The following is a 26,986-nucleotide window of genomic DNA, read 5'->3' as shown; positions in this document are numbered from 1 at the left end:
CGCAGCCGCCAACGCAGCCGCCAACGCAGCCGCCAACGCAGCCGCCAACGCAGCCAACGACCCAGCCGCCTGCAATCAATAAGCCTAAGCCGCCTGTCGTTGTCCCGCCCGCAGCTGGAGTCAAGTTTGCAAAAGCCGCAACTTCCTGGGTAAGACTCACATGGAATCCCGCTGACAACATAAACGGATACGACATTTACCGGGCAGCATCCAAGTCTGACCAATATAGAAAAATTGCCACTGTTGCTGGCGCAAGCAATTCCTTTACCGATACAAAGCTTGCTTCCGGCCATAATTATTATTATAAAATCATGGCCTACAGAATTGAAAATGGAAAGCGGTACAGCGCAGCCTTTTCCAGCCCAGCAGCGGCCGCGACGCTTCCAGGGAAAGTAACGATGAAAAAACCAAAGGCCGGAAAGAAGAAGGCTACGATAAAATGGCGGAAGCGAAATGATGCTGACAAGTATCAAATTTATCGAGCAGTTAAGAAAAATGGAGCATACAAAAAAGTAAAAACAACGTCAAAGAAGGCCTCATCGTGGACGAACAAAAAACTGAAAAAAGGAAAAAAATATTACTATAAAGTTCGGGCCGTGAAGTATCTGGATGGAAAAGCCTATTACGGAGCATTCAGTAAAAAGGTTGTGGTTCAATCCAGATGAGTGCTCCGAAAAAGACTATTCGCAGTATTACAGGGCCGTTGCGTTAAGAGATAAAACTTCTTATATGGGCAGCGGCGAGGAAGGGATAACGCTGCCTGATCCTGTTCGTATACTCTTTTCACCAATTCAATCGGCTTCGCCGCAAGGTCGAAGCCTTTTTAAGCAATGTGCGTATTTGTTCAACAATGAGCGCATTTCGCCTCGGTTGTTGAAGTATTTCCAAGGCTTGCGGCCTCTGTTCCTGTCCAAAGCTATGTCTTGAGCGAAATTTTGTGCTGGCAGGGTCTGTATCCTTGAAAAAAGCTCAACAAAAGCTCAGTTTTTCGCTGCGTGTTGAGAAAAATCGCAATTTACCTTTTTGGTTGCTTTTCATATGGATCAATTCCTGCAGCGCGGCCGGTTCGATTGATGAAAGTGTATACAGGGAACCTCGATCCCAGCCCCCTGCAAATTCGAGAAACCTAGATAAAGTTACCAACAAGGCAGTTCCGGTAACTATTCCCGATTTTTTCGAAAAGTTACGCATTTTTCAACGCTCCTGCGGCCTCCAATGCGGCTAATAGCACAAATTGTCACCTGCTTAAAATGGATAAAAACTCCAAATATGGAAAGCTGCACCCAGGCCGGAACTTTTAACCCGCATCCAAACAAATGGAAGCGTTCAGGCTTTATCAACTAATGCGACAGCCCTATTTGATTTTCGTGATCGGTTCATATTGTAAATCCCTGCAAATTCCGATCTTGCCAAAACACAAAGCCATATGCTAAGATAGGGCTGTCAACAGAATACTGTATACACAACAAGGAGGAGAAATATGGCAAAGATTATTGGGAGCCCCAGCAGATACGTGCAGGGCAAAGGAGAAATGAAAAACTTGTGCAGTCACGCGGCTAACTTTGGAAAGAAGCTGTTCGTTCTGGCCAGCGCGTCGGGACGAAAGAGAGTTGAGCCTGCCATTGCAGAAGGCCAGGGAGATACAGAAATTGTTTATGAAGCATTCAATGGAGAGTGTTGTAAAACAGAGATAAATCGAATTATGGAGGCCTGTAAAAGCGCAGGCTGCGATGTGATCGTGGGAATCGGCGGCGGAAAGATCCACGACACGGCTAAAGCGGCCGCTCACTACCTGGAACTGCCGGTGGTGATCGTGCCGACCATCGCATCCACGGACGCACCATGCAGCGCGCTTTCCGTTATCTATACCGATGACGGCGTCTTTGAGGAATATTTGTTCCTGCCGGCCAGCCCCAACATGGTGCTGATCGATACGGATATTGTCAGCAAAGCGCCGGCACGCCTTCTGATTTCCGGTATGGGCGACGCACTGGCGACCTATTTTGAAGCCAGAGCCTGTCAGAGATCCGATGCCGGAAACTGCGTAGGCGGCAAGACAACGATGGCCGCTATGGCCCTGGCACGCCTGTGCTACGATACGCTGCTTGATGATGGTGTCAACGCCATGCTGGCAGTCAAAGAAAAGGTTTGCACAAAGGCCGTAGAAAACATCATCGAAGCCAACACCTATCTGTCCGGAATCGGCTTTGAAAGCGGCGGCCTGGCGGGAGCCCACGCGATTCACAACGGACTGACGGCTATCGAGGAAACCCATGCGCTGTATCACGGCGAAAAAGTGGCTTTCGGCACGCTGGTACAGCTGGTTCTGGAACATGCTCCGGAAGAAGAACTGGAAGAGGTAATCGACTTCTGTCTGGAAGTAGGTCTGCCTGTTACACTGGAAGACCTGGGTATTAAGGAAGTAAAGCCGGAGCAGATCATGGAAGTCGCAAAGCTTGCCGCATCGGAAAACGATACGCTGGGCAATATGCCGTTTGAAGTGACACCGGAAGACGTGTACGCAGCCATTATGGGCGCTGACGCTTTGGGAAAGTATTATAAAGGACTCTAAAAGGCTGGTATCGTAACTAAAAGGGGACTGACACATCGGATAAAATCTATGTGCCAGCCCCTCTTTTTTCGATCACTATAGGCAAACCCAGCGCCTGCAGAAGATTTGGTGCCAGTTTGGCCCAGGGGCTCAAAGGATCCGACCTCAAAAGGGCTGCTCATGAATGCTTTCCATGGTTTCACAGGAACGTGATCCGCACTGCCGGAATGTCAATTTACTTGTAATTTTTTACTAATGCATTATAATAGAATTAACGATAGCGGCGATGAGGTGTGAAATGAAAGGCCAGACAACAGGGCGGCAAATTTGGAGCTATATTTTAATCTTAATCATCCTATCAGCAGTTCTGCTTCTTTCTCAGGGGACTGCTGTTTTTGCTGTTCAGGAAAAAAACGATAATAAAGTCATTCGGGTAGCCTTTCCCATACAGGAAGGGCTGACAGAGAAGGATGAACATGGACATTATAAAGGGTACACCTATGAATACCTGGAGGAAATTTCGCAGTATACAGGGTGGACCTATGAGTTTGTAGAGGTCGGGGGAACGCAGGATGAACAAATCGTTATACTGATGGATATGCTGCGAAAGGGCGAGATCGATCTGATGGGCGGCATGGTTTACAGCGGTGAGGCTGAGAAGCTCTACGATTATATCGGATATCGCTATGGTACCGTTGAGACAGTCCTGCAGAGTCTGCCGGAAAAAACACAGGAGCTGATGGTCGATTCCAGTGTCGTACAGACCATGCGCATTGCGGTAATCAAAACATCCAAGGTTCGAATCCGCGAGCTGGAAGACTACTGCAAGAGAACCATGATAAAGCCGATATACGTTTATTGCGAGGATATGGAGGAACAGATACAGGCCCTGCGAAGCGGCAGGGCGGATGCCATGCTCAATACCGGCCTGACTGCGATCAGTGGCGTAAAGACTGTCGCCAGATTCGCTCCGCGTCCGTTTTATTTTGCAGTGACAAAAGGAGACCCCCAGGAGCTCAGTAAAGATATGAATCAGGCCCTGGCGTGGATTGATGAGATGGACCCGCAGTTTTCTTCTTCACTCTATGAAAAATATTTTTCCCAGAACAAAGAAAAGCTGACCTTAACAGCAGAAGAGAAGGACTATATAGAAAATGCTCCCGCAGTCAAAACTGCTATTTTAGATTGCCAGCCGCCCTATCAGTATGAGGAGTCTGGCGAAATGAAAGGGATCTCCGTAGACCTGTTGGAGGAAATTTCCCAAAAGACAGGTCTGGAATTTCAGCTGAAAAAATGCAGCACACCGGATGCCATGCTCCAGATGCTCAGGGAAGGCGAGGCAGACATGGCCGCAGGAATGGTTTACGACTACCAGCAAGCCAGGGAACAGAGCGTATCCATGACCCGTGCCTATGCTTCTTCACCTTATATTCTCATAGCCAATGAAAAGGTCAGCCCAAGCAGTCTGGAGGGAAAGAAACTTGCTCTGCCGAAGCTGAACCATTACGAAGGAGACTCCGTGGGCAAGCGCGTCTATTATGCTACGGCGGATCAGTGCATCCGGGCAGTATCCGGCGGCAAGGCCGATTACACTTATGTGGACAGCTACATCGCGCAATATTATATCAATCAGCCGCAGTTTTACAATTTAAAGATGATGCCGCAGGTTTATGAACCCAAGGAAGTCTGTTTTGGAGTGGTAAAGGGAAGTGACCCCCGGCTGCTGAGTATCCTCAATAAAGCAATTACAAATATGTCGGAAGAAGAAACGCAGGCAATCATATACCAAAATATACTGCAGAAACAGGACTTTTCCATCAGCACATTTATTCAGGAACATCCGCTTCCGGTGGCGGCAATCCTGATCTGTGTCATCGGTCTGCTGCTGCTGGCTCTTTATCAGCGGTCGTCTATGAATCGCAGGACAGCTTTGGAGCTGAAAAAACATCTCCGCATCTACGAGCTCTTAAACGATTATTTCTTTGAGTACGACTACCGTACCGATAAACTGATGGTCACCAGGCCCTCGGGGGACGAAAGAAATCCTTCGGAGCTGCTGACGTTCGATCTGTCAAGACCATCGGAATCCACCGGCATGGAATTCAGAGAGCTGATGCGCTCCAGGGAAGAAGGCATCAGGGAAATCCAAGTGAACTGCCCGGATGGAGAAAAGCATTGGCTGCGGATCGGCAGGGAAAACGTCTGTGATGAAAGTGGAAAACCAGTCTACAGCATAGGCAGAATCAGAATAATCGATGAAGAGAAGGAAGAGCGGGAGCGGCTGATCGCTCAGGCGCAGAAGGACGGACTGACTCGCATCCTCAACGCCCGGGCCAGCAGAAAGAGCATCACGGAGGAGCTGGACCGCATGAGAGAAAACCAGAACGGAGCCTTCCTGCTGATCGATATCGACCATTTCAAGACCATAAACGATACTTATGGGCACCTGGAAGGAGACCGGACACTGAGCCAGATCGCAGGGCTTTTGCGAGACAGCTTTAGAAAGGACGACATCGTCGGACGTCCCGGCGGAGACGAGTTTTTAGTGTACATGAAGGAAATCAAAGGCAAAGCAGATCTAATTCAGAAATGTGAAACGTTATGCGCCCGGATCAGGGAGATTGCTTTGGATGAAACCTGCCATGTGACAGTCAGCATCGGAGCCGCTGTCAGCTATCCGGGCGAGAAGTACGATGATGTCTATCTGCGTGCCGACAAAGCGCTTTATCTGTCCAAGAACCGCGGACGCGACCAGTTTGAGATTGTATAGACAGACGGCCCGGCAGCAGGCATGGTCCTTAAATTTTACTTAATTTCCAGAAAAAAGTGCTGTAGGATACAGCGGGCCTGTAGTACAATGACTGAGAAGAGGTGATAAGCATGGATATGAATATACTTGTAGTGGATGATGAAAAGGAAATCGCGGATCTTTTGGAGCTGTACCTTAGAAATGACGGATACAATGTATTCAAGTTCTACAGGGGAAAACCGGCTTTGGAATGCGCGGAGACGGAAAAGATAGATCTTGCGCTTTTGGATATTATGCTCCCGGATATAGACGGGCTTGAGATATGCAGACGGATCAGGGAAAACCACAATTTCCCGATCATCATGCTGACAGCTAAGGGAGAAGAACTGGATAAAGTGACCGGCCTGACCATGGGAGCCGACGATTATATTACAAAACCCTTTACACCCCTGGAAGTGGTGGCAAGGGTCAAAGCTCAGCTGAGACGCTTTACCCAGTACAACAAAGGGGCGGCGGAAGAAAACGTGCTCACGATTCGGGGACTGCTCCTGAACCGGGATACCCACGAATGTACGCTCAACGAAGAGCCGGTGGACCTGACGCCCACTGAATTCGCGATTCTGTGGACCCTTGCTGAAAATCAGGGAAAAGTCGTTACTTCCGAGGAGCTGTTCAGCACCGTATGGCAGGAAAAATATTTTGAGAACAGCAATAATACAGTTATGGTCCATGTCCGCCACCTGCGGCAAAAGCTGAAAGACTCCGCAGAGAGGCCGAAATACATTAAGACCATCTGGGGAGTAGGGTATAAAATTGAGAAATAAGAAAAAAGTCGTAATAAAAATCATACTCATTGGTGCGGCCATCGCAGTGGGGGCCCTGTTTCTGGCCCAATTTATCGACTCCTTTGGCAACGGGGTTTTCAAGGACTGGTTTTACAGCCGGTTCATTGAAAGAATCCCCACAGAAGAAGGAATCAGCTATCCGGTCTTTTACAACTGGGGAGGCTTTAAAAGCTTCATCATTACGGTGATCGTAGTGTCCCTGGTGGTGGTCAGCACGATTATCATTCTGGTTATGAACTACTCCAATAACCGCAAATCCCAGGAGATGAAGAATACCATCGAAAGCATGCGGCTGCAGGGGCAGCGCCACGAACAGCTGCTGCAGATGGAGTCCCAGAGGAAAAGCGATTTGATTACTTACCTGGCCCACGACATGAGGACTCCGCTGGCATCCATCATCGGATATTTGAGTCTGCTGGACGAGGTGCCGGAGATGCCGGAGGAGCAGAAAGCCAAATATGTGGGCATTACCCTGGATAAGGCCTATCGCCTGGAACAGCTCATCGAAGAATTTTTCGACGTGACCAGGTTTAATCTGCAGACCATTGTGCTCAACAGGCAGAAGCTGGACTTAAGGCTGCTGCTCCAGCAAATGGCCGACGAGTTTTATCCGCTGGTGGAGCCCGCGGGAAAATCCATCACCGTAGATACCCCTGATACTCTGATCTATGACGGAGACGGAGACAAGCTGGCGCGGGTTTTCAACAACATCATAAAAAACGCAGTAACCTACAGCTATGAAAACACGGTGATCCGCATAACGGCCCGTCAGGAAGATAAGCTCATAATCGAGGTAGCCAGCCACGGCGACTCAATCCCCAAGCACCAGCAGGAGCAGATCTTTGAAAAATTCTTTCGCCTGGATTCGTCCAGATCCTCCCAGACAGGAGGCGCAGGGCTGGGTCTTGCCATAGCAAAAGAGATCGTGGACGCTCACGGAGGAGAAATATCCGTGCGCAGCGACGAAAAGGAAACGGTTTTTACCGTAAAGCTGTAAAGAATCCGTTGGAAAGCAGAAATATCGTCTTTTTTGAGAGGCGATATTTTTTTTTGCCAAAAAGGGGCCGAAAATTAGAAATACCGCCGTATTTTATAGTGAGAGGAGGAAAAACCGATGACAATACAATCACAGTCCGGTTCCGTCGTTTTATCCGTTGCCCGCAGAGAGGTCAAATATCTGCTTTCCCTTCCGGACCGCCTGTATATACTGGACGCGCTGGATCGCATATTGATTCCGGACGCATATGGAGACTACAACGGTTACACCGTCCGCAGCGTTTACTTTGACAGCATTGCCAACGACGATTATACGGACAAGGTTTCCGGCTCCCCGGAAAAAAAGAGGATTCGGCTCAGAATATATCATCCCAATGATTTGACCGCCAAATTCGAGCTGAAAAGAAAGAGCTACGGCAGAGAGCTGAAAGAAAGTCTGGTGGTCACAAGAGAGGACGCCATACAGCTTTTAAGACGCAACTACCGTGTTCTGCTGGGCTACGACAGCGACACGGCGCGGTATGCTTATCAGCTGATGACCGCCAGATTGTACCGACCGGTTTCCATGATCGAATACGACCGGAGGGCCTATACCCATCCCAGCTTTAATACCAGGGTCACTCTGGACAATAATCTTCGGTACTGCGATTTTGACTACAACCTGTTCAGCCGCAGACCCAATTTCCGGTCAGCCATGGCCAAAGACCAGACCATACTGGAAATTAAATACGACCGCTTTTTATTCAAACAGATTCAGCAGGTGCTGGCAAACTGCGATTTAACCAGAAAACCGCCCAGCAAATTCGGCACCTCGCGGGATCTGCTGAAAGAATACTACTATTGAGAAAGGAAGAACGCAATGAATACGATCTTAAACACGTTTAACGCACAGGGGGCGGGCAGCAGCCACACCCTTGCGTCGTCAGATCTGATGATCAGTCTCCTGGCCGCGATGATACTGGCCGCAATTATGTTTATTACTTACCGGCTCTGCCATGATACTCTGACTTATAATAAAAAATTCAACATTACGCTTTTGATGATTTCCTTTATTTCCACGGTCCTTCTGGCACTGGTGCAGGGCAATCCCATTTTATCGCTGGGAGTGCTGGGGTCCCTGTCCATCTGCCGCATACGGACCAATACCAAAGATCCCAGGGACATCGGCTTTGTCTTCTGGGCGCTGGCCATCGGGATCTCATCTGCCGTAGGAGCGTTTCTGACGGGCCTGTGCAGTACGATTCTGCTGGGGAGCATTCTGATCCTTTTCAACCGCCGGGTAAAAAACAGAAAAGCGCTGACCATGGTGGTCCGGGGCTCCAAAAACCAGGTGGGCCGGGTGCAGGAAGTTTTCCGGGAGACAAAGGGCAGCTCCATTCAATGCAAAAACGTCTTTGCCGATTCCTTCGAACTGGTCTACGAACTGAAGATGCCCTGCAGGGAAGAGCAGCAGCTGCTTTCTCTGCTCAGCGGCATGGAAGGCGTACACGATGTCAATGTACTGGCGCCCCAGAGCAAAGTTGCTTAACGGCGGATTTATCTGAAACGATTAACAGAGAAAGGAAGAACCATGAATATTCAGCTAAAAGAAAATTTCGATCAGTTGGCAGGAGCGCTGACAAAGCAGGCGACTGCGGAAGGAACCCTTTTCAGCCTGGGTGCCGCCCTGGTGTTTGCAGGCATTCTGTGCGCGGCGTACCGGCTGGCCAATACGAAAATGAACGTTCGTCCCCAGTTTGCGGTAACATTGGTGGTACTGGCTTTTGTTTCCACGATTCTGATGAGTTTGATCCGCTCCAACCTGGCCCTGTCGCTGGGAATGCTGGGGGCCTTGTCCATCGTGCGTTTTCGCACCAATATTCGCGATCCCAGAGACATCGGCTTTATTTTCTGGAGCATGGCGATCGGCATCGCCGCGGCCACTGAGAGCTATGCCATCGGATTTATCGGCTGCTTTGTACTGTCGGCTGTCATGATCGCCACAAAGAATAAAGCCGGCCTTTCCCCGTCCATGCTGCTGGTCATTCGGGGAAGCGATACGGATTTGCAGCAGATTCAGGATGTGATGGAGCGGGCTCCCGGATGCAGCAGGGTAAAGGCGAAGAACGTATTGGCCGAATCCTTTGAACTGGTGTACGAGGTGCAGCTGCCCCAGGAGGAGGAAAACGGTATGATTCATGAAATCTTTGAGCTGGGGGGAATCGACAGTGTAAATCTCTTGGCTTCCAATACGCAGATGGGTTAAAATAGGAAGTGAAAAGGTACTTTGAGATGCAGCGGCAGCTGTGCAGCGTTGAAGGCGAAGGTGATGACATTGACTCCAGGCGAGAAAATAGAACTGAACAATTTGGAAAAACTCATTGAAAATCATATGGCATTTTTGATTCGAACCGTAAGCGGGCTGACCGGCAGATATATTTCCATTGAAAATGACGAAGAATTCAGCATTGCTCTGTCCGCTTTCGCAGAAGCCGTAGAACGCTATGACCCGGAGCGGGGCAATTTCCTGACCTTCGCCAAACTGGTCATTGAAAGCAGGCTGAAGACTTACCTGGCAAAGGAAGGCTCCCGTCCCAGGCAGGTATCTTTGGAACAGCTCAGGGAAGAAGGCCGCGACTTTCCCGAAGAGGCCGAAGAGGACAAGCGGCACCTGCACCAAGAGATTCTGGCATACCGGGAGGAACTCCTCAAATTCGGATTGACGCTGGAACGGCTGGCCGACGAATCGCCCAGGCATAAGGACACCAGAGCCAAGGCCATACATATCGCGGACACGGCCAGCCGGGACGAAGCGACGGTAGAGACGACCTTTGGAAAAAGACGGCTGCCGATCCGGCAGGTAGCCCGTCTGGCCAAAGTGACGGAGAAGATTGTCAAGCGGAGCAAAAGCTTTATTCTTGCGGCCATGATTATATTTGTAAAACGTTTTCCGGGGCTGATGGGCTGGATCAAAGGAACGGGGTGTCTGGATGTATTATAAAGTGATGGTATTGGAAATAAAGGATGACTATTGTTTGGCAATGTCCGATGACGGTCAGATTTTAAGGATAAAGAAAAAAAGCGGACTGCAGGAGGGCGACCGGATCTATGTGCTCGGGGAAGATCTCTGCGGCGCGGAAGCTGGGGAAAAAGAAGGGAAAAAACTTCTTCCCCTTTCGAAGAAAACCATGCGTTCCGTAATAGCCGTTGCCGCCGCTCTGATGCTCTGCCTGTCCGCTTTGATCGTGCCAAGGCTGACGGACAAAGTCTATGCCGTGGTTTCCGTCGATATCAGCGCCAGCCTGCAGGTGGAGCTGGATAAAGACTATAAAGTCCTGAAGGCCGTTTCCTATGGCAATTCCATACCGGGAGAACAGCTGGACAGCCTCAAAGGACGCAGTCTGGAGGAAGTCCGGCAGAAGCTGGGGGAAGACCAGTCCGCGGGCAGCGAAACGGTACTGATCGGATACGCCTTGGAGCAGAAAGAGGATCAGCAGAAGGAGGAGCAGGTCAGCCAATATCTGCGTGACCTGTTTAAGGACAGTCCGGCCCTCTATCTGAAAGGCAGCAGGGAGGATGTAAAGCAGGCCAGGAAGGAAAAGAAAAGCCTGGGTATTTACATCGCCAGCAAGGCCCTCGCGGAGGACAAATTGGAGGATGTCATTCCTGACATGAGCAGGGAAGAAGCTGCGGAATTACTGAAAAACCAGCCGGAGCTGATGAAAAATAAGGATGCTAAGGATGCCCTTGAGAACGGGGGAAAGAAGGAAAAACAGACAAAAGAAAACAGAGGGGAAAACGATAAAAGCCCGGCCGACAGGGACGATGACCGGGAGGATGCTTACGATTCCGACGACGATGATGACGATGACAAAGAAACCCGCCCCAAAGCAACTACTCAAAGCCCGAAAAAAGACAGCACAAAGAAACCCACCGCCGCAATCCGGGAGACTGACGATGACAGCGATGATGACAGCGATTCCGACAGTGCTGACCAGGATGATGACAGCGAGGAAGATGATTGAAAACTTCTTGACCTTTACGCAGCGTCAGGGCATACAATTCTGTCTGTAAGGAGGAGACGACCATGGAATATACGGTTAAAGAGCTGGCCGATCTGGCCGGCATCAGTACAAGAACCCTGCGCTACTATCATCAGATCGGGCTGCTGCCTCCGGCCAGGATCAGCCAGGCGGGCTATCGCATTTACGGAGAAAAAGAAGTGGACGCGCTTCAGCAGATCCTGATGCAAAAAGCCATGGGAATGGGACTTTCCGAGATCCGGGAAAGCCTGTCTCTGCCCGCTGAGGATAAGGTGCGGATCATGGAAGAACACTTGGGAAAACTCCTTACGAAAAAAAAGCAGATTCAGAAAATGATCGACAATGTGAGCAAGACGATCAAAAAGGAAAAAGGAGTGATAACCATGACGGATCAGGAAAAGTTTGAAGGCCTCAAAAGAGAGCGGATAAAAATCGACGAAGAAAAATACGGCGATGAGTCGAGACAGCGCTATGGAGCCGATGCGGTGGAAGGAAGCCGGGAAAAGCTTATGAAACTGAGCGAGGAGGAGTACGCGGACATGCAAAGTACGGAAGCAGAGATCAGGGAGCGCCTTGCCGCCGCTGTGAAAGGAGGAATGCTCCCAGCAGGACCCGAAGGCCGTAAGATCGCAGGACTTCATAAACAGTGGCTCTGTTACAGCTGGCCGGCTTACAGCAAGAAAGCGCATCTGGGACTGGCGGAGATGTATACGGCGGATGAGCGTTTTAAAGCCTATTATGACGCTGATGTCCCCGGCTGCGCGGAGTTCCTTAGAGAAGCGCTGAAAGCGCACATTGAAAACCTGTAAAAAACAGAAGCCGGACTTCCCTTTCAGGCGTTTATCGTGTAAAATAGAGCTCTGAAAGGCGGAGTCAGCAATGAAAATTGAAGTGAACGGCATAGAGCTGTTTTATGAAAAAGAAGGAAGCGGTCCTCCCCTTGTGCTGCTGCACGGCAACGGGGAGGATCATTTTATATTTGATGAAAGCACAGAGCTGCTGAAACGGAACTTTACGGTCTATCGCCCCGACAGCAGGGGCCACGGCGGAAGCAGCAGGACTGCAGAGCTTCACTACCAGGATATGGCCGATGACGTGGCCTGTTTTATTGAAACGCTGGGTCTGGACAGGCCGGTGCTCTTCGGATTCAGCGACGGAGGCATTATCGGGCTGCTGGCCGCGTCGCAGCATCCACAGCTTTTATCCGCGCTGATCGTCAGCGGGGCGAATACAGAGCCGAAAGGCCTGAAACCCTTTATCTACGGAATCTTTCGGCTGCTCTTTGTCTTTAAAAAAGACCCGGCTATTCGTCTGATGCTGACAGAACCCAATATAACGAAAGACGAATTGGGGCGGATCCATATTCCGGTTTTGGTGACAGCAGGGCAGAGGGACATGATACGGGCGGAGCATACGCGTCTTATCGCGGAGCATATTCCGGGCAGCCGGCTGGTGATCCTTCCGGGAGAATCCCACGGGTCCTATATCGTGCACAGCCGGAAAATAGCGAAAATTATTGAAGAGGCGGTGAATGAAAATTGAGCGGTAATCATGAAAAACGAGCGGCGCTGAAAGCGGCTTTTCCCCATACGGTACCCATTCTTACCGGGTTCGCGTTTTTAGGGATGGTTTACGGAATGCTGATGGCGAGCAAAGGATACGGAGCGGGCTGGTCGCTGCTCATGAGCATGGTGGTGTTCGGCGGGAGCATCCAGTACGTGGCGGTGACGCTTTTGACTGCGGCTTTCAATCCCATTCAGGCTCTGATTCTCAGTCTGACCATCAATGCCAGACATTTGTTTTACGGCATATCCATGCTGAAAAAATACACGGGCACAGGAAGGCTCAAATATTTTCTGATCTTTGCCCTCTGCGACGAGACCTATTCCCTGACCAGCACCAAAGAGCCGCCGGAGGGCATCAGCGCAAAGTGGTTTTACTTTTGGATCACATTTCTGGACTACTCCTACTGGGTGATTGCTTCCTTTGCCGGCGGACTTTTAGGCGGATTAATCAGGATCGACCTTGAAGGGCTGGACTTTGTTCTGACCGCGCTGTTCGTGGTGCTCTTTCTGGAGCAATGGAGGGAAAAAGAAAACCGCCTTCCGGCGGCGATTGGGCTGCTCTGTTCAGTAATCAGTCTGGTTGTTTTTGGCGCTGATAATTTTATTATCCCGGCGATGATTCTGCTGGCCGTAAGTCTGCTCTGCGGAAAAAGCAGGCTGTCAAAGCAGTATCATTCTCAGAAGGCAGGTGAGGAAAAATGACGATGAGTACCGTACAAGTAATTATCATGATTCTGGCCCTGGCCGCCGGGGTCATGGTTACCAGGTTTGTTCCCTTCGTACTCTTCCCCGAAAACCGGCAGGTACCAAAGACCGTAGAATATCTGGGAAGCGTGCTGCCTCCCGCTGTAATCGCGCTGCTGGTGGTGTACTGTCTGCGCAATGTGGACTTCCTCCACGGCAGCTTCGGACTTCCGGAGATCCTCTCCATTCTGGCTATCTGCGGCCTCCATACCTGGAAACGCAACAGCCTGCTGAGCATTGCTGGCGGAACGATTCTCTATATGATATTGCTTCACTTTATCGGCTGAGAAGGGCTTTCACCGGATTCCTTTATCCCCGGAATTCCACATTGGAGAACACCTGACCCTCCGTACCCTGCAGGGAGATGAGCCAGATTCGGGGCGCCATGCGGTAGCGTACCGGAATGATCTGGTCGCCGTACTTTGCCGCTGTTTTATATTCGATACGGCAGGTTTTGACTGTGAAATCCTCCGGGAGATATTCCTGTGCGATGTCGATGTAGCGGGCGTTGTTTACGTGGTGGTTGTGGTCGATATAGTGGCGGAGTACCGGTGTCTGCTCAAAGGTACGCTCGGCGGATTCTTTGGGAACGGCCACTTTCCTCGGCAGATATTCCATATCCGGGAATTTGGCGTCCAGGGGAACCGTTGCCAGAATATCCCTGGGCATGACCGTAGAGCCGCCCTTGTCAAGGCTGACGAAAGCGCCTCCCGCGTAGCTGGCGATCAAAAGCTCGCCGGACTGGCTGTAAATGAGGGTATTGCGGTAGCCGTAGGAGGAGCGCAGCTGGTAGATGGAAGTGCGTATGGACAGCCTGTCCCCATAAAACGCCGGTTTGAGCAGGTCAATCTGGCGGGAGATGAGGAACATGGTTATATGATGTTTTTGGAAATACTCGGTCAGCTGCTTTTCACTGTCCAGCTGAAAACAGCAGCAGTCCTGCATAAAGTCCACAGCAGCCGAGAGCCGCAGGGTGCCGTTTGTATCCAGATGGCTGCTGCCCACGGTGCGCTGTATCTGAAACATAATAAAGTCTCCTTTCTGTGCGGCGGTGACGGATAAGCGCCGGCTTGCCGCCTTTTTAGACAATTTCATGATACCCATACTTCCGTTTTTTGTCAAATTGGGTACTTTTGATACATGAGGAGCAGAGTTGCGGCATAAAACGAAAGAATTCGAAATTTTCTGGTTAATGCCAGGCAGGTGGGGTATAATTATGCTAACAGTGAGGAGGTACCAATATGGGAAAGAAATGTTATAGATGCGGCTCGGAAAATCTGATTAAGGTGATTCCGGCCAAGGCTCTGGTAATACCGGAACTGAAAAAGGAAGTTGAACAGGGACTGGCGGAGGTGGACTGCGGCTGTTCGGGGTTTCAGACCGGTCACAGGACCAAATGCAAGGACTGCGGTTTTATGTGGGACTATTTGATCGAGGCGCAGATGGAGCAGGATCAGAAGGAAAACGGGTAGCATTTGAGCAGCAGCTCGAAGGACCGTGGAAGGAAGAAAAAAACAGGCGGGCGCATGAAGAGGGAATGATGCGCGCTGCCTTTTTGTTTTTTGACGCTTGCAGAAAGGCTGCCATTCCGTAGATTTAAAGCTTTCTTCAATTGTGTCAACTAAAATCACTTGACAAGAGGCGCGATTTCCGATAAACTATCCAAGTGTCAAGCAAGGGAGCTTGTCGGCAAGGAGAACACCTATGAATTTTGATGAGATCACACAGACCAGCCTGCTTTACGATTTTTACGGGCAGCTGCTTACAAAGAGACAGCGGGAAGTCATGGAACTGTACCATGAAGAGAATCTGTCGCTTTCCGAGATCGCACAGGAGTTTTCCATCAGCAGACAGGGCGTGCACGACGCGCTGAAAAACGCGGAAAAAGCACTGCTGGACTATGAAAAGAAATTACGGCTTGTGGAAAAGTTTCAGAAAAGCAGACAGGCCATTAACCGGATAGACGTAATCATCGATCAAATGGTAAAAGAGAGCCGGGACGAAAATCTGACCGGTCGGCTGGAGAGCATAAAGACCATTATCGACGAGTTGGATCAATAGGAGGTAGGAAGTGGCATTTGAAGGATTATCGGAAAAACTGCAGGGCGTTTTTAAAAACCTCAAAGGAAAGGGTTCTCTTACCGAAGCGGATATAAACGACGCGATGCGGGAGGTAAAGCTGGCCCTTTTGGAGGCGGACGTAAACTTTAAAGTTGTCAAAGAGTTCGTTTCATCGGTAAAGGAAAAGGCCCTGGGTGAAGAAGTCATGAAGAGCCTGACGCCGGCGCAGCAGGTCATTAAGATCGTAGACCGGGAGCTGACTGAGCTGATGGGCGGGGCCGGCAGCAAGCTGACCTACTCCCCGAGAGGCTTCACGGTGCTGCTGATGGTAGGCCTTCAGGGTACCGGTAAAACGACCACCTGCGGAAAGCTGGCCAACTACCTGAAAAACAACGGCAAAAAGCCGATGCTCTGTGCCTGCGATATCTATCGCCCGGCGGCTATCGACCAGCTGGAAGTTGTGGGAAAGGCCGTGGACACGCCGGTCTTTACCATGAGGGACTGCAGAGAACCGGAAAAGATCGCTCTGGCTGCCATGAAGGAGGCCGAGCTTAAAGGATACAACGTGCTGATCGTCGATACGGCAGGACGGCTGCAGATTGATGAAGCGCTGATGGACGAACTGGTTACGATCAAGAAGGCGGTCAAACCCCATGAAATTTTGTTGGTGGTAGACGCTCTCACCGGTCAGGACGCGGTGAACGCGGCCGAAGGTTTTAATGAAAAGCTGGGTATCGACGGCATCATCATGACCAAGATGGACGGCGACTCCCGGGGCGGTGCCGCTCTGTCCGCAAAAAAGGTTACCGGCAAACCCATCAAGTTCGTGGGTATGGGCGAAAAATTCGATGCGCTGGAGCCGTTCCATCCTGACAGAATGGCCAGCCGAATACTGGGAATGGGCGATATGCTGACTTTGATCGAGCAGGCGGAAAGCAGCTATGATGACGAGCAGGCTGCTGCCCTGGAAAAGAAGATCCGCAAAAACCAGTTTACCTTAGAGGACTTTCTGGACCAGATGGGACAGATCAAAAAGATGGGCGGAATCAGCAAGCTGCTGGGCATGATGCCGGGGATGAACTCGGCGGCCATGAAAAACGTCAATGTGGCCCAGAGCGAAAAAGAATTCGTACAGATGGAAGCCATCATCCAGTCCATGACTAAGGCCGAAAGGGAAAATCCCAACATCCTCAATGCCAGCAGAAGGCGCAGAATCGCAGCGGGCAGCGGGCAGCCGGTGAGCAAGATCAATTCGCTGGTAAAACGCTATGGGGAAGCCAAAAAGATGATGAAACAGTTTTCCGGAAAAGGCGGGAACAGCCGCATGAACAGAATGTTCCGGGGAATGTAAGGGCTTTTACAGGATAAAGATGCTTTTAATTCAGGGAAAACTTGAGTTTAAAATATGAAAAGATTAAGAATTTTAGGAGGAAGAAGAAATGGTAAAAATCAGATTAAAGAGAATGGGTGCGCATAAGAAACCTTTTTATAGAGTCATTGTTGCAGACTCCCGCAGCCCCAGAGACGGAAAATTCATCGAGGAGATCGGCTACTACAACCCGCTGACTGATCCGGCTGACATCAAAATCGATGAAGAAAGAGCAAAAAAATGGTTAGGTGACGGCGCACAGCCGACAGATACCGTTAGAAGCCTGTTCAAGAAGACTGGCATTTTATAAGAAAGCGGTGAAAGTTAATGGTAGAATTGGTTAGCGCAATTGCGAAGTCACTTGTTGACAATCCGGATGCCGTAGAGGTTACGGAATCCGCAGCAAGCAAGACCACTGTGATCCAGCTCAAGGTCGCGCCCGAAGATATGGGCAAGGTCATCGGAAAGCAGGGACGGATCGCCAAAGCGCTCCGCACGGTCGTCAAGGCGGCGGCGACGAAAGCAGGGAAAAAAGTCGTAGTCGAAATCGTTCAGTAAATGACAAAGAACAGTTGCAGAAAAAAGGCACATGCTTCCAAAGGCGGAAGGATGTGCCTCAATTATATTATGTGACTTTAGAGGAGAGGCATGGAAAAGATCAAAATTGGAAAAATCGTCAACGCAGTGGGACTGAAAGGCGAAGTGAAGGTTTACTGCTACACCGACAGAAAAGAACAATTTGAAGAGCTGGAGCGCATATATGTGGGCCAGGAAGCTTACGAGATCAAAAACGTTCGCTATCAGGGAAACGTGGTGATTCTCAGGCTTTCCGGTATTGATGACCGCAATGCGGCGGAAGCGCAGAAGAACAGGGACGTGTCGATTTTAGAGTCCGACCTGATCCGGCTGCCGGAAGACACGTATTATGTACGGGATCTTATCGGAATTGCCGTGGAGGATGAAGCAGATCAGCCTCTGGGGAGCCTGAGCGACGTACTTCAGAACACCTCCCAGGATCTCTATGAGATCAAGCTTGCGGGCGGAAAGAAAATTCTGCTGCCTGCGGTCAGGGAATTCGTAATTTCCATTGATATGGAAAACAGAAAAATGAAAGTAAAACTGCCGGAAGGTCTTTTGGACCTGTAGAGGAGCGTTATGAAGATAGATGTTTTGACCCTTTTTCCGGAGATGTTCACGGCTGTGACCGAGAGCAGCATCCTGGGAAAAGCGGGCGAGAAGGGACTGCTGGATATACGGCTGACAAATATCAGGGACTACAGCACGGATAAACACCACAAGGCCGATGACTATCCCTTTGGCGGAGGAGTCGGTATGGTTATGCTGGCGGACCCGGTGTTCGGCGCCATGGAGGCCGTGGGCGCCCGCGGAAAGAAGGCGATCTACATGTCGCCGCGGGGGAAAATTCTCGACCAGCCCATGATTCAGGAGCTGGCGGGGGAAGAGGAACTGGTGATTTTGTGCGGCCACTATGAAGGCGTGGATCAGCGCATTTTGGATTATTGGAATATGGAGGAAGTCTCCATTGGCGATTATGTTCTCACAGGGGGAGAACTGCCGGCCATGGTACTGATTGACTCCGTGGCGAGAATGATACCGGAGGTTTTAAAGAGCAGCCACGCGGCTCTGGACGAGTCCATCTACTCCGGTCTTTTGGAGTACCCGCAGTACACCAAGCCCAGGCAGTACCGGGACATGCATGTGCCGGAGGTATTGGTGAGCGGGGATCACAAGAAGATCCACCTGTGGAAATTCGAACAGTCCCTGCTGCTGACAAAAGAGAGAAGGCCCGACCTTTTCGCCCGGTTTTTAAAAGAGGAGCATTCTCTGTCGAAAGAGGAAAAGAAAATATTGGAGAAAATATTGGAATTAGATGCCTAGCACATTGAAAGAAATATGTATTTAGTGTAAAATGTACTAGTGGAGAGAGATTATGGCGAAAAAAAACAGGAAACCTATATATATATTTGTTCTTGCGCTGATTATACTATATGTTGTTATCTATATCATTCCTAAGGTGACAGGCATTTTCGAAACCACGGAGGTCCTGAAAGCCGGGACCCTGCAAGTGACGGAGGAGGCAACCTGCTATTTTGTCAGGGGAGAGACCGTATATGAAGCGGGGAGCGCGGGGAGCCTTGATTATCTGATCGATGAAGGTATTCATATCAGAAAGGGAACAAAGGTCGTCAAGCTTACGGAGGATAAGGAAAAAAGCGATAAATCGGCAGAGGACAAATCCGATTACAAAGATATCATAACCAGACTTTCGGACAATGTTGTCCGTACAGCTGACTGCAAGGCTCAGTCCAGCGGTATTCTAAGCTATTACGCGGATGGGTATGAGAATTATTTTTCACCTGCGACAATGGACGAGCTTAAGTATGAAAAGGTTCAGGATTTAAAAATAGAAGCGGAAGATACGAAAAGGAAAAGCACGCTGAAAAGGGAACCCCTTTTTAAGATTTGCGATAACGATAACTGGTATCTGGTCTGCTGGGTGGAGGCGGCCAGCGTAGCCAAATATGAGGCGGGCAATACTGTGACGATCCAGCTGCCGGAAGGCGATGTGGAGGCTACGGTAAAAAGCGTTGCCGAGGACGGGGAACTGTGGAGAGTGATTTTCCGTTCCAACCGTTATTACAAGGCCTTTGCCAAGAGCCGGATCGAAGAGGCGACGATCGTTTCCCGGGACTACAGCGGGCTGATCGCCAAGAGCAGCAGCATTACCACCAAAGGCGGAAAGCCGGGCGTAAGGGTGAGGCAGACCAGCGGAGAATACACCTTTGTACCGATAAAGGTCATTGCCAGTGACGGAGAATACTCAGTACTGCAGGATGTTTCCTTTATAGATGAAAACGGCGATTCGGTAAATACCGTCAATGTTTACGATGAGATATTGAAGAATCCCGGAAAGGGAACTTGATGAGGAGATGTGAACATGCAAACGATTAAAGAAAACATTGCGAAGATCAATGACTTAAAGGCTGCGGCGGCCGAACGGGCCGGCCGGAGCGGTGATGAGGTTTTGCTTGTCGGTGTGACCAAAACCAGGACCGTGGAAGAGATCAATGAAGGTATCGATGCGGGGCTGACCGATATCGGGGAGAACAAGGTCCAGGAAATCATGGATAAATACGACTTTGTTAAACCTGTCAGATGGCATATGATTGGACATTTACAGACAAACAAGGTAAAATATATCATTGATAAGGTTTCGATGATCCATTCCGTCGATTCGTACAAGCTGGCGGAAGAGATCAACAAAAGAGCCGGACAGCACGGAATCGTCATGGATATACTGATCCAGGTCAATTCCGCGCAGGAAGAGAGCAAGTTCGGCATCTCTACCGATGAAACCGAGGAAATGATCCGCAGGATTCTGGAAAACTGCCCCAATATCAGGATCAGGGGCCTGATGTGCATCGCACCCTTCGCGGAGGATCCCGACGATGTACGCATCTATTTCGCAGAAGTCAAAAAGTTATACGATCAATACGGAACGATCGAACACGAAAGACTTGATTTCAAATATCTTTCCATGGGGATGTCTCATGATTTCGAGGTTGCCATTTCGGAAGGCTCGAATCTGATTCGTGTGGGAACAGCCATTTTTGGCGAAAGAGATTACAGCAAACAGAAATAACAGGAGGTTGTTATGGGAATTTTAGGAAAGTTTAAGGACTTGGTAGGAATCGAAGACTATGATGAGGATGAGGAGTTTGAAGAAGTGCAGCCGGTGTCGAAAGCATCCGACAGACGGCAGGTAGAAAGCAGAACTTCTTTTTCGGCTCCCAGACCGGAGCATAACGATGGAAAGGTGATCCCAATGCAGAACCGGACGGTCAGCGCCATTACCAGCGCGTTTAAAATGGTGGTCATCGAACCGGCAGGCTTCGATGAATGTCCCAAACTGGTGGACAGCCTGAAGAGCAAAAAGCCAATCATCATCAATCTGGAAAGAATTGAATCCGACACGGCGAGAAAGATCTTTGATTTTCTCAGCGGCGCTACATACGCACTCAACGGAAACGTTCAGAAGGTGGCAAACAACATCTTTGTCTTTGCTCCGGAAAATGTGGATATTTCTGCTGGTGTGGATCACAAGGGCTTTTCCTTCGATAATGAGAAGAAAAACAGTAATCCCTGGAAATAATGGAGGTGCGGTATGATTTCCCCTTTAGAAATACAGGAAAAAGAGTTTTCAAGAGGACTGAAAGGCTTCAAAGAAGATGAAGTAAACGAGTTTTTAGACCGGATCACGCTGGATCTTGAGCATCTGCTGGAGGAAAACCGCCAGCTGAAAGCGGAAAAGCAGCAGATGGAAGAGGAACTGAAAAAATATCAGAGCTCGGAAGGCGCTGTGCTGCAGACCCTGGAGACTGCCAAAGCCCTCATGGGTGATCTTTCCGCCAGCGCGGAAAAGCGGGCGCAGATCCTGCTGAAAAACGCGGAGATGGAAGCTCAGCGCATGCAGCGTGAGGCGAAAGAAAACATCGATCGTATGCAGGAAGAGAACGCGGCGCTTCGCAACCGGTTCACAAGCTTTCAGAAAAGATACAAGCAGCTGCTGCAGGAAGAACTGCACCGGTTCGATAACGCGGCGGCAGACCTGTTCCCGGAGCTGGAGGTCAGCGATCTGTCCGATCTTCCGGACGCGGCGCCGAAGAAAAAGAGGGCCAGCCGTTCCGGAAAACCCAACATTGATCCGGATGACAGAAAAAAGACTATGGTCCATATAAAATAAGAGATAGGAGGCGGGGCAGATAATGCCCCGTAATTTTTAAATGTATTATATTCTGATTGCGGCGATCATCGTACTGGATCAGATCGTAAAGAAGGTTGTAACTTCCTGCATGGCGCTGGGGGAGTCGATCCCGGTGTTCAGTCAGGTGTTTCACATCACCTATATCAGAAATCAGGGAGCGGCGTTCAGCCTGCTGGAAGGCTTTCGCGGATTTCTGATTTTGCTGCCAGCGGTTCTGATTCTGGCAGCGCTTGTCTATATCTTTAAAAAAAGGCGCACGGCGCATCCGCTGCTCCTGACATCCCTTTCCTTTATTGCCGGAGGAGGACTGGGAAACGTGATTGACAGGGCGGCATTCGGCTATGTGGTGGATTATCTGGACTTCCGGGTATTCCCGATTTTCAACGTGGCGGATATCTTCGTCTGTCTGGGGTGCGGTCTCCTGATCGTCTATATGATTTTTATTGACGGAAAGAAAGAGCATGGAAAAAGAAACAGTTTACAAAGTGAAAATCGAGAAAGAACAGCAGGGGACCAGAATTGATTTGGTCCTTTCTCTGGCTCTGCCCGATACATCCAGAAGCTTTCTGCAAAAGCTGATCGGATCAGGGGCGGTTGAGATAGATGGGAAGGTCTGTGACAGTAAAAAGTATAAGGTCGAGGAAGGTCAGGAAGTGGTGGTGACCCTGCCTCAGCCGCAGGAGCTCAGTGTGGAAGCCGAGGACATACCGCTGGACATCGTCTATGAGGACGGTGATCTTCTGGTGGTGAATAAGCCGAAGGGAATGGTGGTGCACCCGGCTGCCGGAAATTATACGGGCACCCTGGTCAATGCCGTTCTCTATCACTGTAAGGGCAGCCTTTCTTCGATCAACGGCGTGATCCGGCCGGGAATCGTCCATCGGATCGATAAGGACACCAGCGGCCTTTTAATGATTGCGAAAAATGATGCGGCCCATGCCTCTCTGGCGGAGCAGCTGGCGGAGCACAGCATTGCCAGGGCTTATAATGCCATCGTTTATAACAATTTTCTGCAGGATGAGGGGACTGTGGATGCTCCCATTGGGCGTGATCCAAAGAACCGCCTGCGTCAGGCAGTGACCGAACTGAATTCCAAGCGGGCGGTAACGCATTTTCGTGTGCTGGAGCGATTCGGAAAGTTTACCCATATTGAAGCAAGGCTGGAGACAGGGCGAACCCACCAGATACGGGTACACATGGCATATATCAAGCATCCGCTTTTGGGCGATGGTGTCTATGGACCGGAAAAGAATCCTTTTGGAGCACAGGGGCAGATGCTCCATGCCAGGCTGCTGGGCTTCGTTCATCCCACAACCGGTAAATATATGGAGTTTGAAAGCTCTTTACCGGAAGAATTTGAGAAGATATTGGAGAAATTAAGAGGAAACGTATAAATGACAAAGATGAGTTTTAAGCCGGGGACCATGCTCAATCCTGTGCCGGTGGTCATGGTATCCTGTGGAAGCGGCAGCGAGAAAAATATTATTACAGTGGCCTGGACGGGTATTGTTAATTCAGATCCGCCCATGACCTATGTTTCCGTGAGAAAGGAACGGCATTCACACCGACTGATTAAAGAGAGCGGGGAATTTGCTATCAACCTGTGCACGGAAGAGCTGGCCTTCGCCACCGATTACTGCGGAGTAAGGTCCGGCCGGGATGTGGATAAATTTAAAGAGCAGAAGCTGACGGCACTGGCCGGCGAGAAGGTGGACTGTCCGGTTATCGCCCAGTGTCCGGTGAATCTGGAATGCAGGGTCAGAGAGATCCATGAGTATGGAAGCCATGATATGTTCGTAGCCGAGATCGTCAATGTACGGGCTGACGAGAGCCTGATGGACGATCAGGGAAGGCTGCGGCTGGATCGGGCGGGACTGATTTGCTATAACCACGGCGAATACTTTGGCCTGAAAAAGCAGCCGCTGGGTAAGTTCGGATATTCGGTGATGAAGCCCAAGACAAGAAAACGCCTGGCCGGCGAAAAACGAAAACAGCGTTACCGTAAGAAAAGATAGAGACCCGCACAGTGCCCGGGACTCTACCAGATTGCGTACACGAAGCGCGTCAGCTGTCTTCTGATGGATCATCCTCCTCTCTTTCTTCTCCTTGAATAGAGCGCAGGCAGCTTTCGCAGATGTATCCCCCTTTAAATGCGAAATTGTTATACAGCTGTCCGCACAGAGAACAGGTATCTGTTCCGGAACTGTCTTTTTTGATGTTTTCCGAGGTCTTTTTTTTAACCATAGTCTTTCCTCCTTTTTGCAGTGAAACGAACTTCGTGGAAGGTGGAAATAAGAGCGGTGTGTACAGTTATAATAAAAGAAGTTTGAAAAAAAATCAAAGGTTATCTCCTAAAAATTAACAAAAAGGGCATATAATGTAATGCCTCGGTTTTGAGGCTGAAGGAGGGCTCTATGTATACCAATTTTCAACTGAAAAAAGCGCAGGAGCCGGGCGGGGAGATCGTTGGCTATCATTGGCAGCAGACGGATCCCCAGTATACGGTCTGCATCATTCATGGGATCGGTGAACACGCCGGGCGCTATGACAGAATGGCTGCGGAAATGAATCGCGCCGGGTTTTCGGTGCTTTCCATGGACCTGCGGGGACACGGAAAATCCTGCGGTAAACGGGGACACTGCGCTCCGAGAACAGAAGTGAAGTCGGATATTGACGACTTGCTTTCTTATGCAAAGCAGGCATATCCCAATACACCGATTATCCTGTATGGCCACAGCATGGGCGGCAATCTTGTTTTGGATTACAGAAAGCGGGGAACACTCAACCACCTGCCCGCAGCCTATATCATTTCCGCACCGTGGGTGGAACTGGTGCGGCCTGTTCCGGGACCGCTTTATGCGGCAGTTAAGCTTTTATCGCGGATTGCACCGAAGTTTTCTATTGCTTCCGGTGTATCGGCCAGCGATCTGGGCCATAAAAGCTCCGTGGGAGAATATGAAAAAGACCCCCTGGTTCATAAAAAAATCACTGCGCTTTGCGCTGTGGAAGGGTTCGATATCGGAAGTGCTATGGCTGAGGGCCGTCTTGAAGATAATGGCGGCGCTGCCGGAAAACCGATGCTGCTGATGCATGGCACCGGCGATAAGGTATGCAGCATAAACGGCAGCAAAAAGATTGCTGCCGCGGAAAACTGCGAGTATATCGAATGGCCCGGACTCTATCATGAGATCCATAACGGAGGGGCTGAGAGCACGGGCGAGGAAGTCATCGAGAAGGTGATTCGGTGGATTCAGGCACTTTCGGCGTGACGTAGACCGTGCGGTTATGGGTGAAGATTACCATTCCGGGCTTCGCGCCTGCGGGCTTTTTCACATAGCGGGCCTGTGTATAGTCTACAGGAACGTTTTCTGAAGAGCGGCCTTTGCTGTGGTAGGCGGCGATGGACGCTGCGTCGAAGATCGCTGTTTCACTCAGTTGACGGTCCTCCGTAAATACAATAACATGGGAACCTGGGATATCTTTGGTGTGAAACCAATAGTCCCTGGGACCGGCCATTTTAAAGGTGAGAAGATCGTTCTCCTTATTATTGTGGCCGGCAAGGACGCGAAACCCATCTTCCGTAACGTATTGGAAAGGCTGTGCCTTTCCTTTTTTTCTGGCCGGACCGCTGCTTTTTCTTTTTCGTAGAACGCCCGATTCCACCAGCTCTTCCCGGATGCTGTCCACTTCATCCACGGTGGAAGCGTTTTCCAGAAAAGCGGCGACCGATTCCAGATAAGCGATATCCTGGTCCGTTTCTTCCATTTGGATCTTTTTCTCCTTTACCGCAGTCTTGGCTTTTCCGTATTTTTTGAAATAGCGCTGAGCGTTTTTCGCCGGGGTGTATTTGGGATCCAGAGGAATGTCCGCCTGGCTGCCGTCATAATAATTGGTCACTGTTACGGATTTTTCGCCTGGCCGGACTAAATGGATATTGGCTGTGAGCAGTTCGCCGTAAAGGCGATACTTTTCCGAGTTCTCCGCCTTTAAAAGATCTTCGCCCAGACGCTGCCGCTTGAGATACAGTTTGTCCAGCGAAGCGGCGAGAGCCTTGCTCAGATCCGTGGCTTTCTGCTTGACCCGGTTGGAGGACTGTTTGTGGATAAAATAGTAATCCAGCGCCTGACTGACTGTGTCAAAATCCAGATTCTGCGGATATACGGCCAGAGGGATGACATGGAAATCACCGGGGCTTTTATCCTCTTTCAGGTAGACCCGGGGTGTGAGCCGGCACTGATTCAGCGATTCCCGTATTTCTTCCAGCCGGGTGTAGACATCGGGGCTGTCGGCCAGCACCTGGGCAACTGCCGGAGATATGCCTCCGATCGCTGCGAGAAGGGCTTTAGGCTGTTTTTCTAAAGCTTCCGTCTGGCTGCGGGTGATCTCCTTAAAAGGAACTTTATCCTGCGCGGGCGGATACTCGTAGATTTTGCCCGGAAGGATCTGTCTGGCCCGGTTCACGTCGATGGAAACGCGTTTGATGCTGTCCATGATCTTTCCTGAATTCAGGTCCACCAGTATGATGTTGCTGTGCTTGCCCATGATCTCAAAGATCAGTTTTTTGTTGACGGAAAAGCCCAGCTCGTCGATGGTCTCAAGGGTCATCTCAATAATACGTTCCGAATCCTTCTGGGCGATATCCGTGATGCGGCCGCCCTGCAGATACTTGCGCAGCAGCATGCAGAAAGGCAGCGGGGCGGGCGGATTGGGCGGATTCTCCTCGATAAGATGAATCCGGGCGTGGTTGCTGCTGGCCGAAGCGTACAGTCGCCGATTGCCCTTCCTGGTGTGGATGTGAAAGACCAGCTCATCGGATTCGGGCTGGTAAACTTTTTCTATTTTTCCTAAAAGCAGGATGCTTTTTAGTTCCTGCGCTACCGCACAGGTTACAATTCCATCAAAAGCCATAATGAATTACCTCTTTTTCTTTATAATAAATCAGTCTGCGGATCCGTTATACAAAATCGAAAAGCTTACCTGATCTTTTCTATTAACCTTTCATGATCCGGGCCCTTTTCGTGGGCAAGGCCTTTTCAAATCGAGGCCGGGTTACGTAAATCTGCGGGCCTGCGGGTACTCGAAACCGTAAAAATGAAAATTTGTGCTGCCGGTTCTCTTGCGGGCCGTGGGACGCACCCTGTCCGAAAGGCAAATTGCCATTTTTATCAACAAGCAGCGAAAAGCTAACTTTTTGTTGAACTTTTTTCAAAGGGTACCGGGCATGCAAGCACAAAATCTTCGCCAATATGCGGCCTTGAGCAGGAACAGAGGCCGCAAATCTTGAAAATAGCTCAACAA

32 protein-coding genes are annotated in these 26,986 nt (G+C 50.1%); 29 read left to right on the top strand and 3 right to left on the bottom strand.

Going from position 1 to position 26,986, the window contains the following annotated elements; translation table 11 throughout:
- The 14 genes from NE619_RS14245 to NE619_RS14180 form a co-directional block, all read left to right on the top strand.
- Positions 1 to 665 (top strand): fibronectin type III domain-containing protein (locus tag NE619_RS14245; RefSeq protein ID WP_256133108.1); only part of this gene is annotated, 665 nt, incomplete at its 5' end.
- Between the two features lie 815 nt (positions 666 to 1,480).
- Positions 1,481 to 2,572 (top strand): glycerol dehydrogenase, encoded by a 1,092-nt coding sequence (locus tag NE619_RS14240; protein ID WP_256133107.1) that lies wholly within the window; start codon positions 1,481 to 1,483, stop codon positions 2,570 to 2,572.
- Between the two features lie 277 nt (positions 2,573 to 2,849).
- Positions 2,850 to 5,321: a diguanylate cyclase domain-containing protein gene (locus NE619_RS14235; protein WP_256133106.1), complete on the top strand. Its 2,472-nt coding sequence runs from the start codon at positions 2,850 to 2,852 to the stop codon at positions 5,319 to 5,321.
- Between the two features lie 110 nt (positions 5,322 to 5,431).
- A complete protein-coding gene (vanR, locus tag NE619_RS14230; RefSeq protein WP_256133105.1) occupies positions 5,432 to 6,124 on the top strand; it encodes a VanR-ABDEGLN family response regulator transcription factor in 693 nt (230 codons plus the stop codon).
- Positions 6,114 to 7,142, top strand: coding sequence for a sensor histidine kinase (locus tag NE619_RS14225; protein ID WP_256133104.1), 1,029 nt, complete (start codon positions 6,114 to 6,116; stop codon positions 7,140 to 7,142). The genes vanR and NE619_RS14225 overlap by 11 nt, the downstream gene beginning before the upstream one ends.
- 117 nt (positions 7,143 to 7,259) lie before the next feature.
- Positions 7,260 to 7,985 carry a polyphosphate polymerase domain-containing protein gene (locus tag NE619_RS14220; protein ID WP_256133103.1) on the top strand — a complete coding sequence of 242 codons (726 nt, stop codon included), beginning with the start codon at positions 7,260 to 7,262 and terminating at the stop codon, positions 7,983 to 7,985.
- A gap of 15 nt (positions 7,986 to 8,000) precedes the next feature.
- Entirely contained in the window at positions 8,001 to 8,669 is a 669-nt protein-coding gene (locus tag NE619_RS14215; protein WP_256133102.1) for a DUF4956 domain-containing protein, read from the top strand.
- Between the two features lie 42 nt (positions 8,670 to 8,711).
- On the top strand, positions 8,712 to 9,386 hold the full coding sequence (locus NE619_RS14210; RefSeq protein ID WP_256133101.1) for a DUF4956 domain-containing protein: 675 nt from the start codon (positions 8,712 to 8,714) through the stop codon (positions 9,384 to 9,386).
- Positions 9,387 to 9,449: 63 nt separating this feature from the next.
- A complete protein-coding gene (locus tag NE619_RS14205) occupies positions 9,450 to 10,121 on the top strand; it encodes a sigma factor (protein ID WP_256133100.1) in 672 nt (223 codons plus the stop codon).
- Entirely contained in the window at positions 10,111 to 11,145 is a 1,035-nt protein-coding gene (locus tag NE619_RS14200; protein WP_256133099.1) for an anti-sigma factor domain-containing protein, read from the top strand. The genes NE619_RS14205 and NE619_RS14200 overlap by 11 nt, the downstream gene beginning before the upstream one ends.
- A 62-nt stretch (positions 11,146 to 11,207) precedes the next feature.
- On the top strand, positions 11,208 to 11,972 hold the full coding sequence (locus tag NE619_RS14195; protein WP_256133098.1) for a MerR family transcriptional regulator: 765 nt from the start codon (positions 11,208 to 11,210) through the stop codon (positions 11,970 to 11,972).
- Between the two features lie 70 nt (positions 11,973 to 12,042).
- A complete protein-coding gene (locus NE619_RS14190) occupies positions 12,043 to 12,705 on the top strand; it encodes an alpha/beta fold hydrolase (RefSeq protein ID WP_256133096.1) in 663 nt (220 codons plus the stop codon).
- Positions 12,702 to 13,430: an AzlC family ABC transporter permease gene (locus NE619_RS14185; RefSeq protein ID WP_256133095.1), complete on the top strand. Its 729-nt coding sequence runs from the start codon at positions 12,702 to 12,704 to the stop codon at positions 13,428 to 13,430. The genes NE619_RS14190 and NE619_RS14185 overlap by 4 nt, the downstream gene beginning before the upstream one ends.
- Positions 13,431 to 13,432: 2 nt before the next feature.
- Positions 13,433 to 13,759, top strand: a complete 327-nt coding sequence (locus tag NE619_RS14180; protein WP_305146644.1) for a branched-chain amino acid transporter permease — start codon at positions 13,433 to 13,435, stop codon at positions 13,757 to 13,759.
- A 22-nt stretch (positions 13,760 to 13,781) separates the two neighbouring features.
- On the opposite strand, the gene NE619_RS14175 is transcribed toward NE619_RS14180, so the two are convergent.
- Positions 13,782 to 14,498, bottom strand: coding sequence for an acyl-[acyl-carrier-protein] thioesterase (locus NE619_RS14175; RefSeq protein WP_256133092.1), 717 nt, complete (start codon positions 14,496 to 14,498; stop codon positions 13,782 to 13,784).
- Positions 14,499 to 14,713: 215 nt separating this feature from the next.
- Between NE619_RS14175 and NE619_RS14170 the strand changes: the two genes are divergently transcribed.
- The 14 genes from NE619_RS14170 to NE619_RS14105 all read left to right on the top strand — a co-directional run bounded on the left by NE619_RS14170 (position 14,714) and on the right by NE619_RS14105 (position 23,703).
- On the top strand, positions 14,714 to 14,944 hold the full coding sequence (locus NE619_RS14170; protein ID WP_256133091.1) for a hypothetical protein: 231 nt from the start codon (positions 14,714 to 14,716) through the stop codon (positions 14,942 to 14,944).
- A 232-nt stretch (positions 14,945 to 15,176) separates the two neighbouring features.
- On the top strand, positions 15,177 to 15,533 hold the full coding sequence (gene ylxM / locus NE619_RS14165; protein WP_256133090.1) for a YlxM family DNA-binding protein: 357 nt from the start codon (positions 15,177 to 15,179) through the stop codon (positions 15,531 to 15,533).
- A 10-nt stretch (positions 15,534 to 15,543) separates the two neighbouring features.
- Positions 15,544 to 16,884: a signal recognition particle protein gene (ffh, locus tag NE619_RS14160; RefSeq protein WP_256133089.1), complete on the top strand. Its 1,341-nt coding sequence runs from the start codon at positions 15,544 to 15,546 to the stop codon at positions 16,882 to 16,884.
- Between the two features lie 88 nt (positions 16,885 to 16,972).
- The gene (gene rpsP / locus NE619_RS14155) at positions 16,973 to 17,212 is read left to right on the top strand and encodes a 30S ribosomal protein S16 (RefSeq protein ID WP_256133088.1); all 240 of its coding nucleotides are present in this window, start codon (positions 16,973 to 16,975) and stop codon (positions 17,210 to 17,212) included.
- Positions 17,213 to 17,229: 17 nt separating this feature from the next.
- A complete protein-coding gene (locus NE619_RS14150) occupies positions 17,230 to 17,460 on the top strand; it encodes a KH domain-containing protein (RefSeq protein WP_148395668.1) in 231 nt (76 codons plus the stop codon).
- 90 nt (positions 17,461 to 17,550) lie between these two features.
- Entirely contained in the window at positions 17,551 to 18,048 is a 498-nt protein-coding gene (rimM, locus tag NE619_RS14145; protein ID WP_256133087.1) for a ribosome maturation factor RimM, read from the top strand.
- A gap of 9 nt (positions 18,049 to 18,057) precedes the next feature.
- Complete coding sequence (trmD, locus tag NE619_RS14140; protein WP_256133085.1) at positions 18,058 to 18,801, top strand: tRNA (guanosine(37)-N1)-methyltransferase TrmD; 744 nt, start codon at positions 18,058 to 18,060, stop codon at positions 18,799 to 18,801.
- Between the two features lie 52 nt (positions 18,802 to 18,853).
- Positions 18,854 to 19,846, top strand: coding sequence for an HlyD family efflux transporter periplasmic adaptor subunit (locus NE619_RS14135; RefSeq protein ID WP_256133084.1), 993 nt, complete (start codon positions 18,854 to 18,856; stop codon positions 19,844 to 19,846).
- Between the two features lie 15 nt (positions 19,847 to 19,861).
- Positions 19,862 to 20,566 carry a YggS family pyridoxal phosphate-dependent enzyme gene (locus NE619_RS14130; RefSeq protein ID WP_256133083.1) on the top strand — a complete coding sequence of 235 codons (705 nt, stop codon included), beginning with the start codon at positions 19,862 to 19,864 and terminating at the stop codon, positions 20,564 to 20,566.
- A gap of 12 nt (positions 20,567 to 20,578) precedes the next feature.
- Positions 20,579 to 21,076, top strand: coding sequence for a cell division protein SepF (locus tag NE619_RS14125; RefSeq protein ID WP_256133082.1), 498 nt, complete (start codon positions 20,579 to 20,581; stop codon positions 21,074 to 21,076).
- Between the two features lie 12 nt (positions 21,077 to 21,088).
- On the top strand, positions 21,089 to 21,667 hold the full coding sequence (locus NE619_RS14120; RefSeq protein ID WP_256133081.1) for a DivIVA domain-containing protein: 579 nt from the start codon (positions 21,089 to 21,091) through the stop codon (positions 21,665 to 21,667).
- A gap of 40 nt (positions 21,668 to 21,707) precedes the next feature.
- On the top strand, positions 21,708 to 22,211 hold the full coding sequence (lspA, locus tag NE619_RS14115) for a signal peptidase II (protein WP_256133080.1): 504 nt from the start codon (positions 21,708 to 21,710) through the stop codon (positions 22,209 to 22,211).
- Entirely contained in the window at positions 22,150 to 23,082 is a 933-nt protein-coding gene (locus tag NE619_RS14110; protein ID WP_256133078.1) for an RluA family pseudouridine synthase, read from the top strand. Before lspA ends, NE619_RS14110 begins: the two co-directional genes overlap by 62 nt.
- Positions 23,083 to 23,703, top strand: a complete 621-nt coding sequence (locus NE619_RS14105; protein ID WP_256133076.1) for a flavin reductase family protein — start codon at positions 23,083 to 23,085, stop codon at positions 23,701 to 23,703.
- A 49-nt stretch (positions 23,704 to 23,752) separates the two neighbouring features.
- Here NE619_RS14105 and NE619_RS14100 read toward each other — a convergent pair whose 3' ends face one another.
- Positions 23,753 to 23,932 (bottom strand): hypothetical protein, encoded by a 180-nt coding sequence (locus NE619_RS14100; protein ID WP_256133075.1) that lies wholly within the window; start codon positions 23,930 to 23,932, stop codon positions 23,753 to 23,755.
- Between the two features lie 170 nt (positions 23,933 to 24,102).
- On the opposite strand from NE619_RS14100, the gene NE619_RS14095 reads away from it, so the two are divergent.
- Positions 24,103 to 24,957, top strand: coding sequence for an alpha/beta hydrolase (locus NE619_RS14095; protein ID WP_256133074.1), 855 nt, complete (start codon positions 24,103 to 24,105; stop codon positions 24,955 to 24,957).
- Here NE619_RS14095 and NE619_RS14090 read toward each other — a convergent pair.
- On the bottom strand, positions 24,914 to 26,596 hold the full coding sequence (locus NE619_RS14090; protein WP_256133073.1) for an Rqc2 family fibronectin-binding protein: 1,683 nt from the start codon (positions 26,594 to 26,596) through the stop codon (positions 24,914 to 24,916). The two genes, NE619_RS14095 and NE619_RS14090, sit on opposite strands and share 44 nt — an antisense overlap.
- Between the last annotated feature and the right edge of the window lie 390 nt (positions 26,597 to 26,986).

Origin of the sequence: Anaerovorax odorimutans (assembly GCF_024459955.1) — a bacterium.
Classification (GTDB): domain Bacteria; phylum Bacillota; class Clostridia; order Peptostreptococcales; family Anaerovoracaceae; genus Hominibacterium; species Hominibacterium odorimutans_A.
This window is presented reverse-complemented; position numbering and strand designations above follow the sequence as displayed.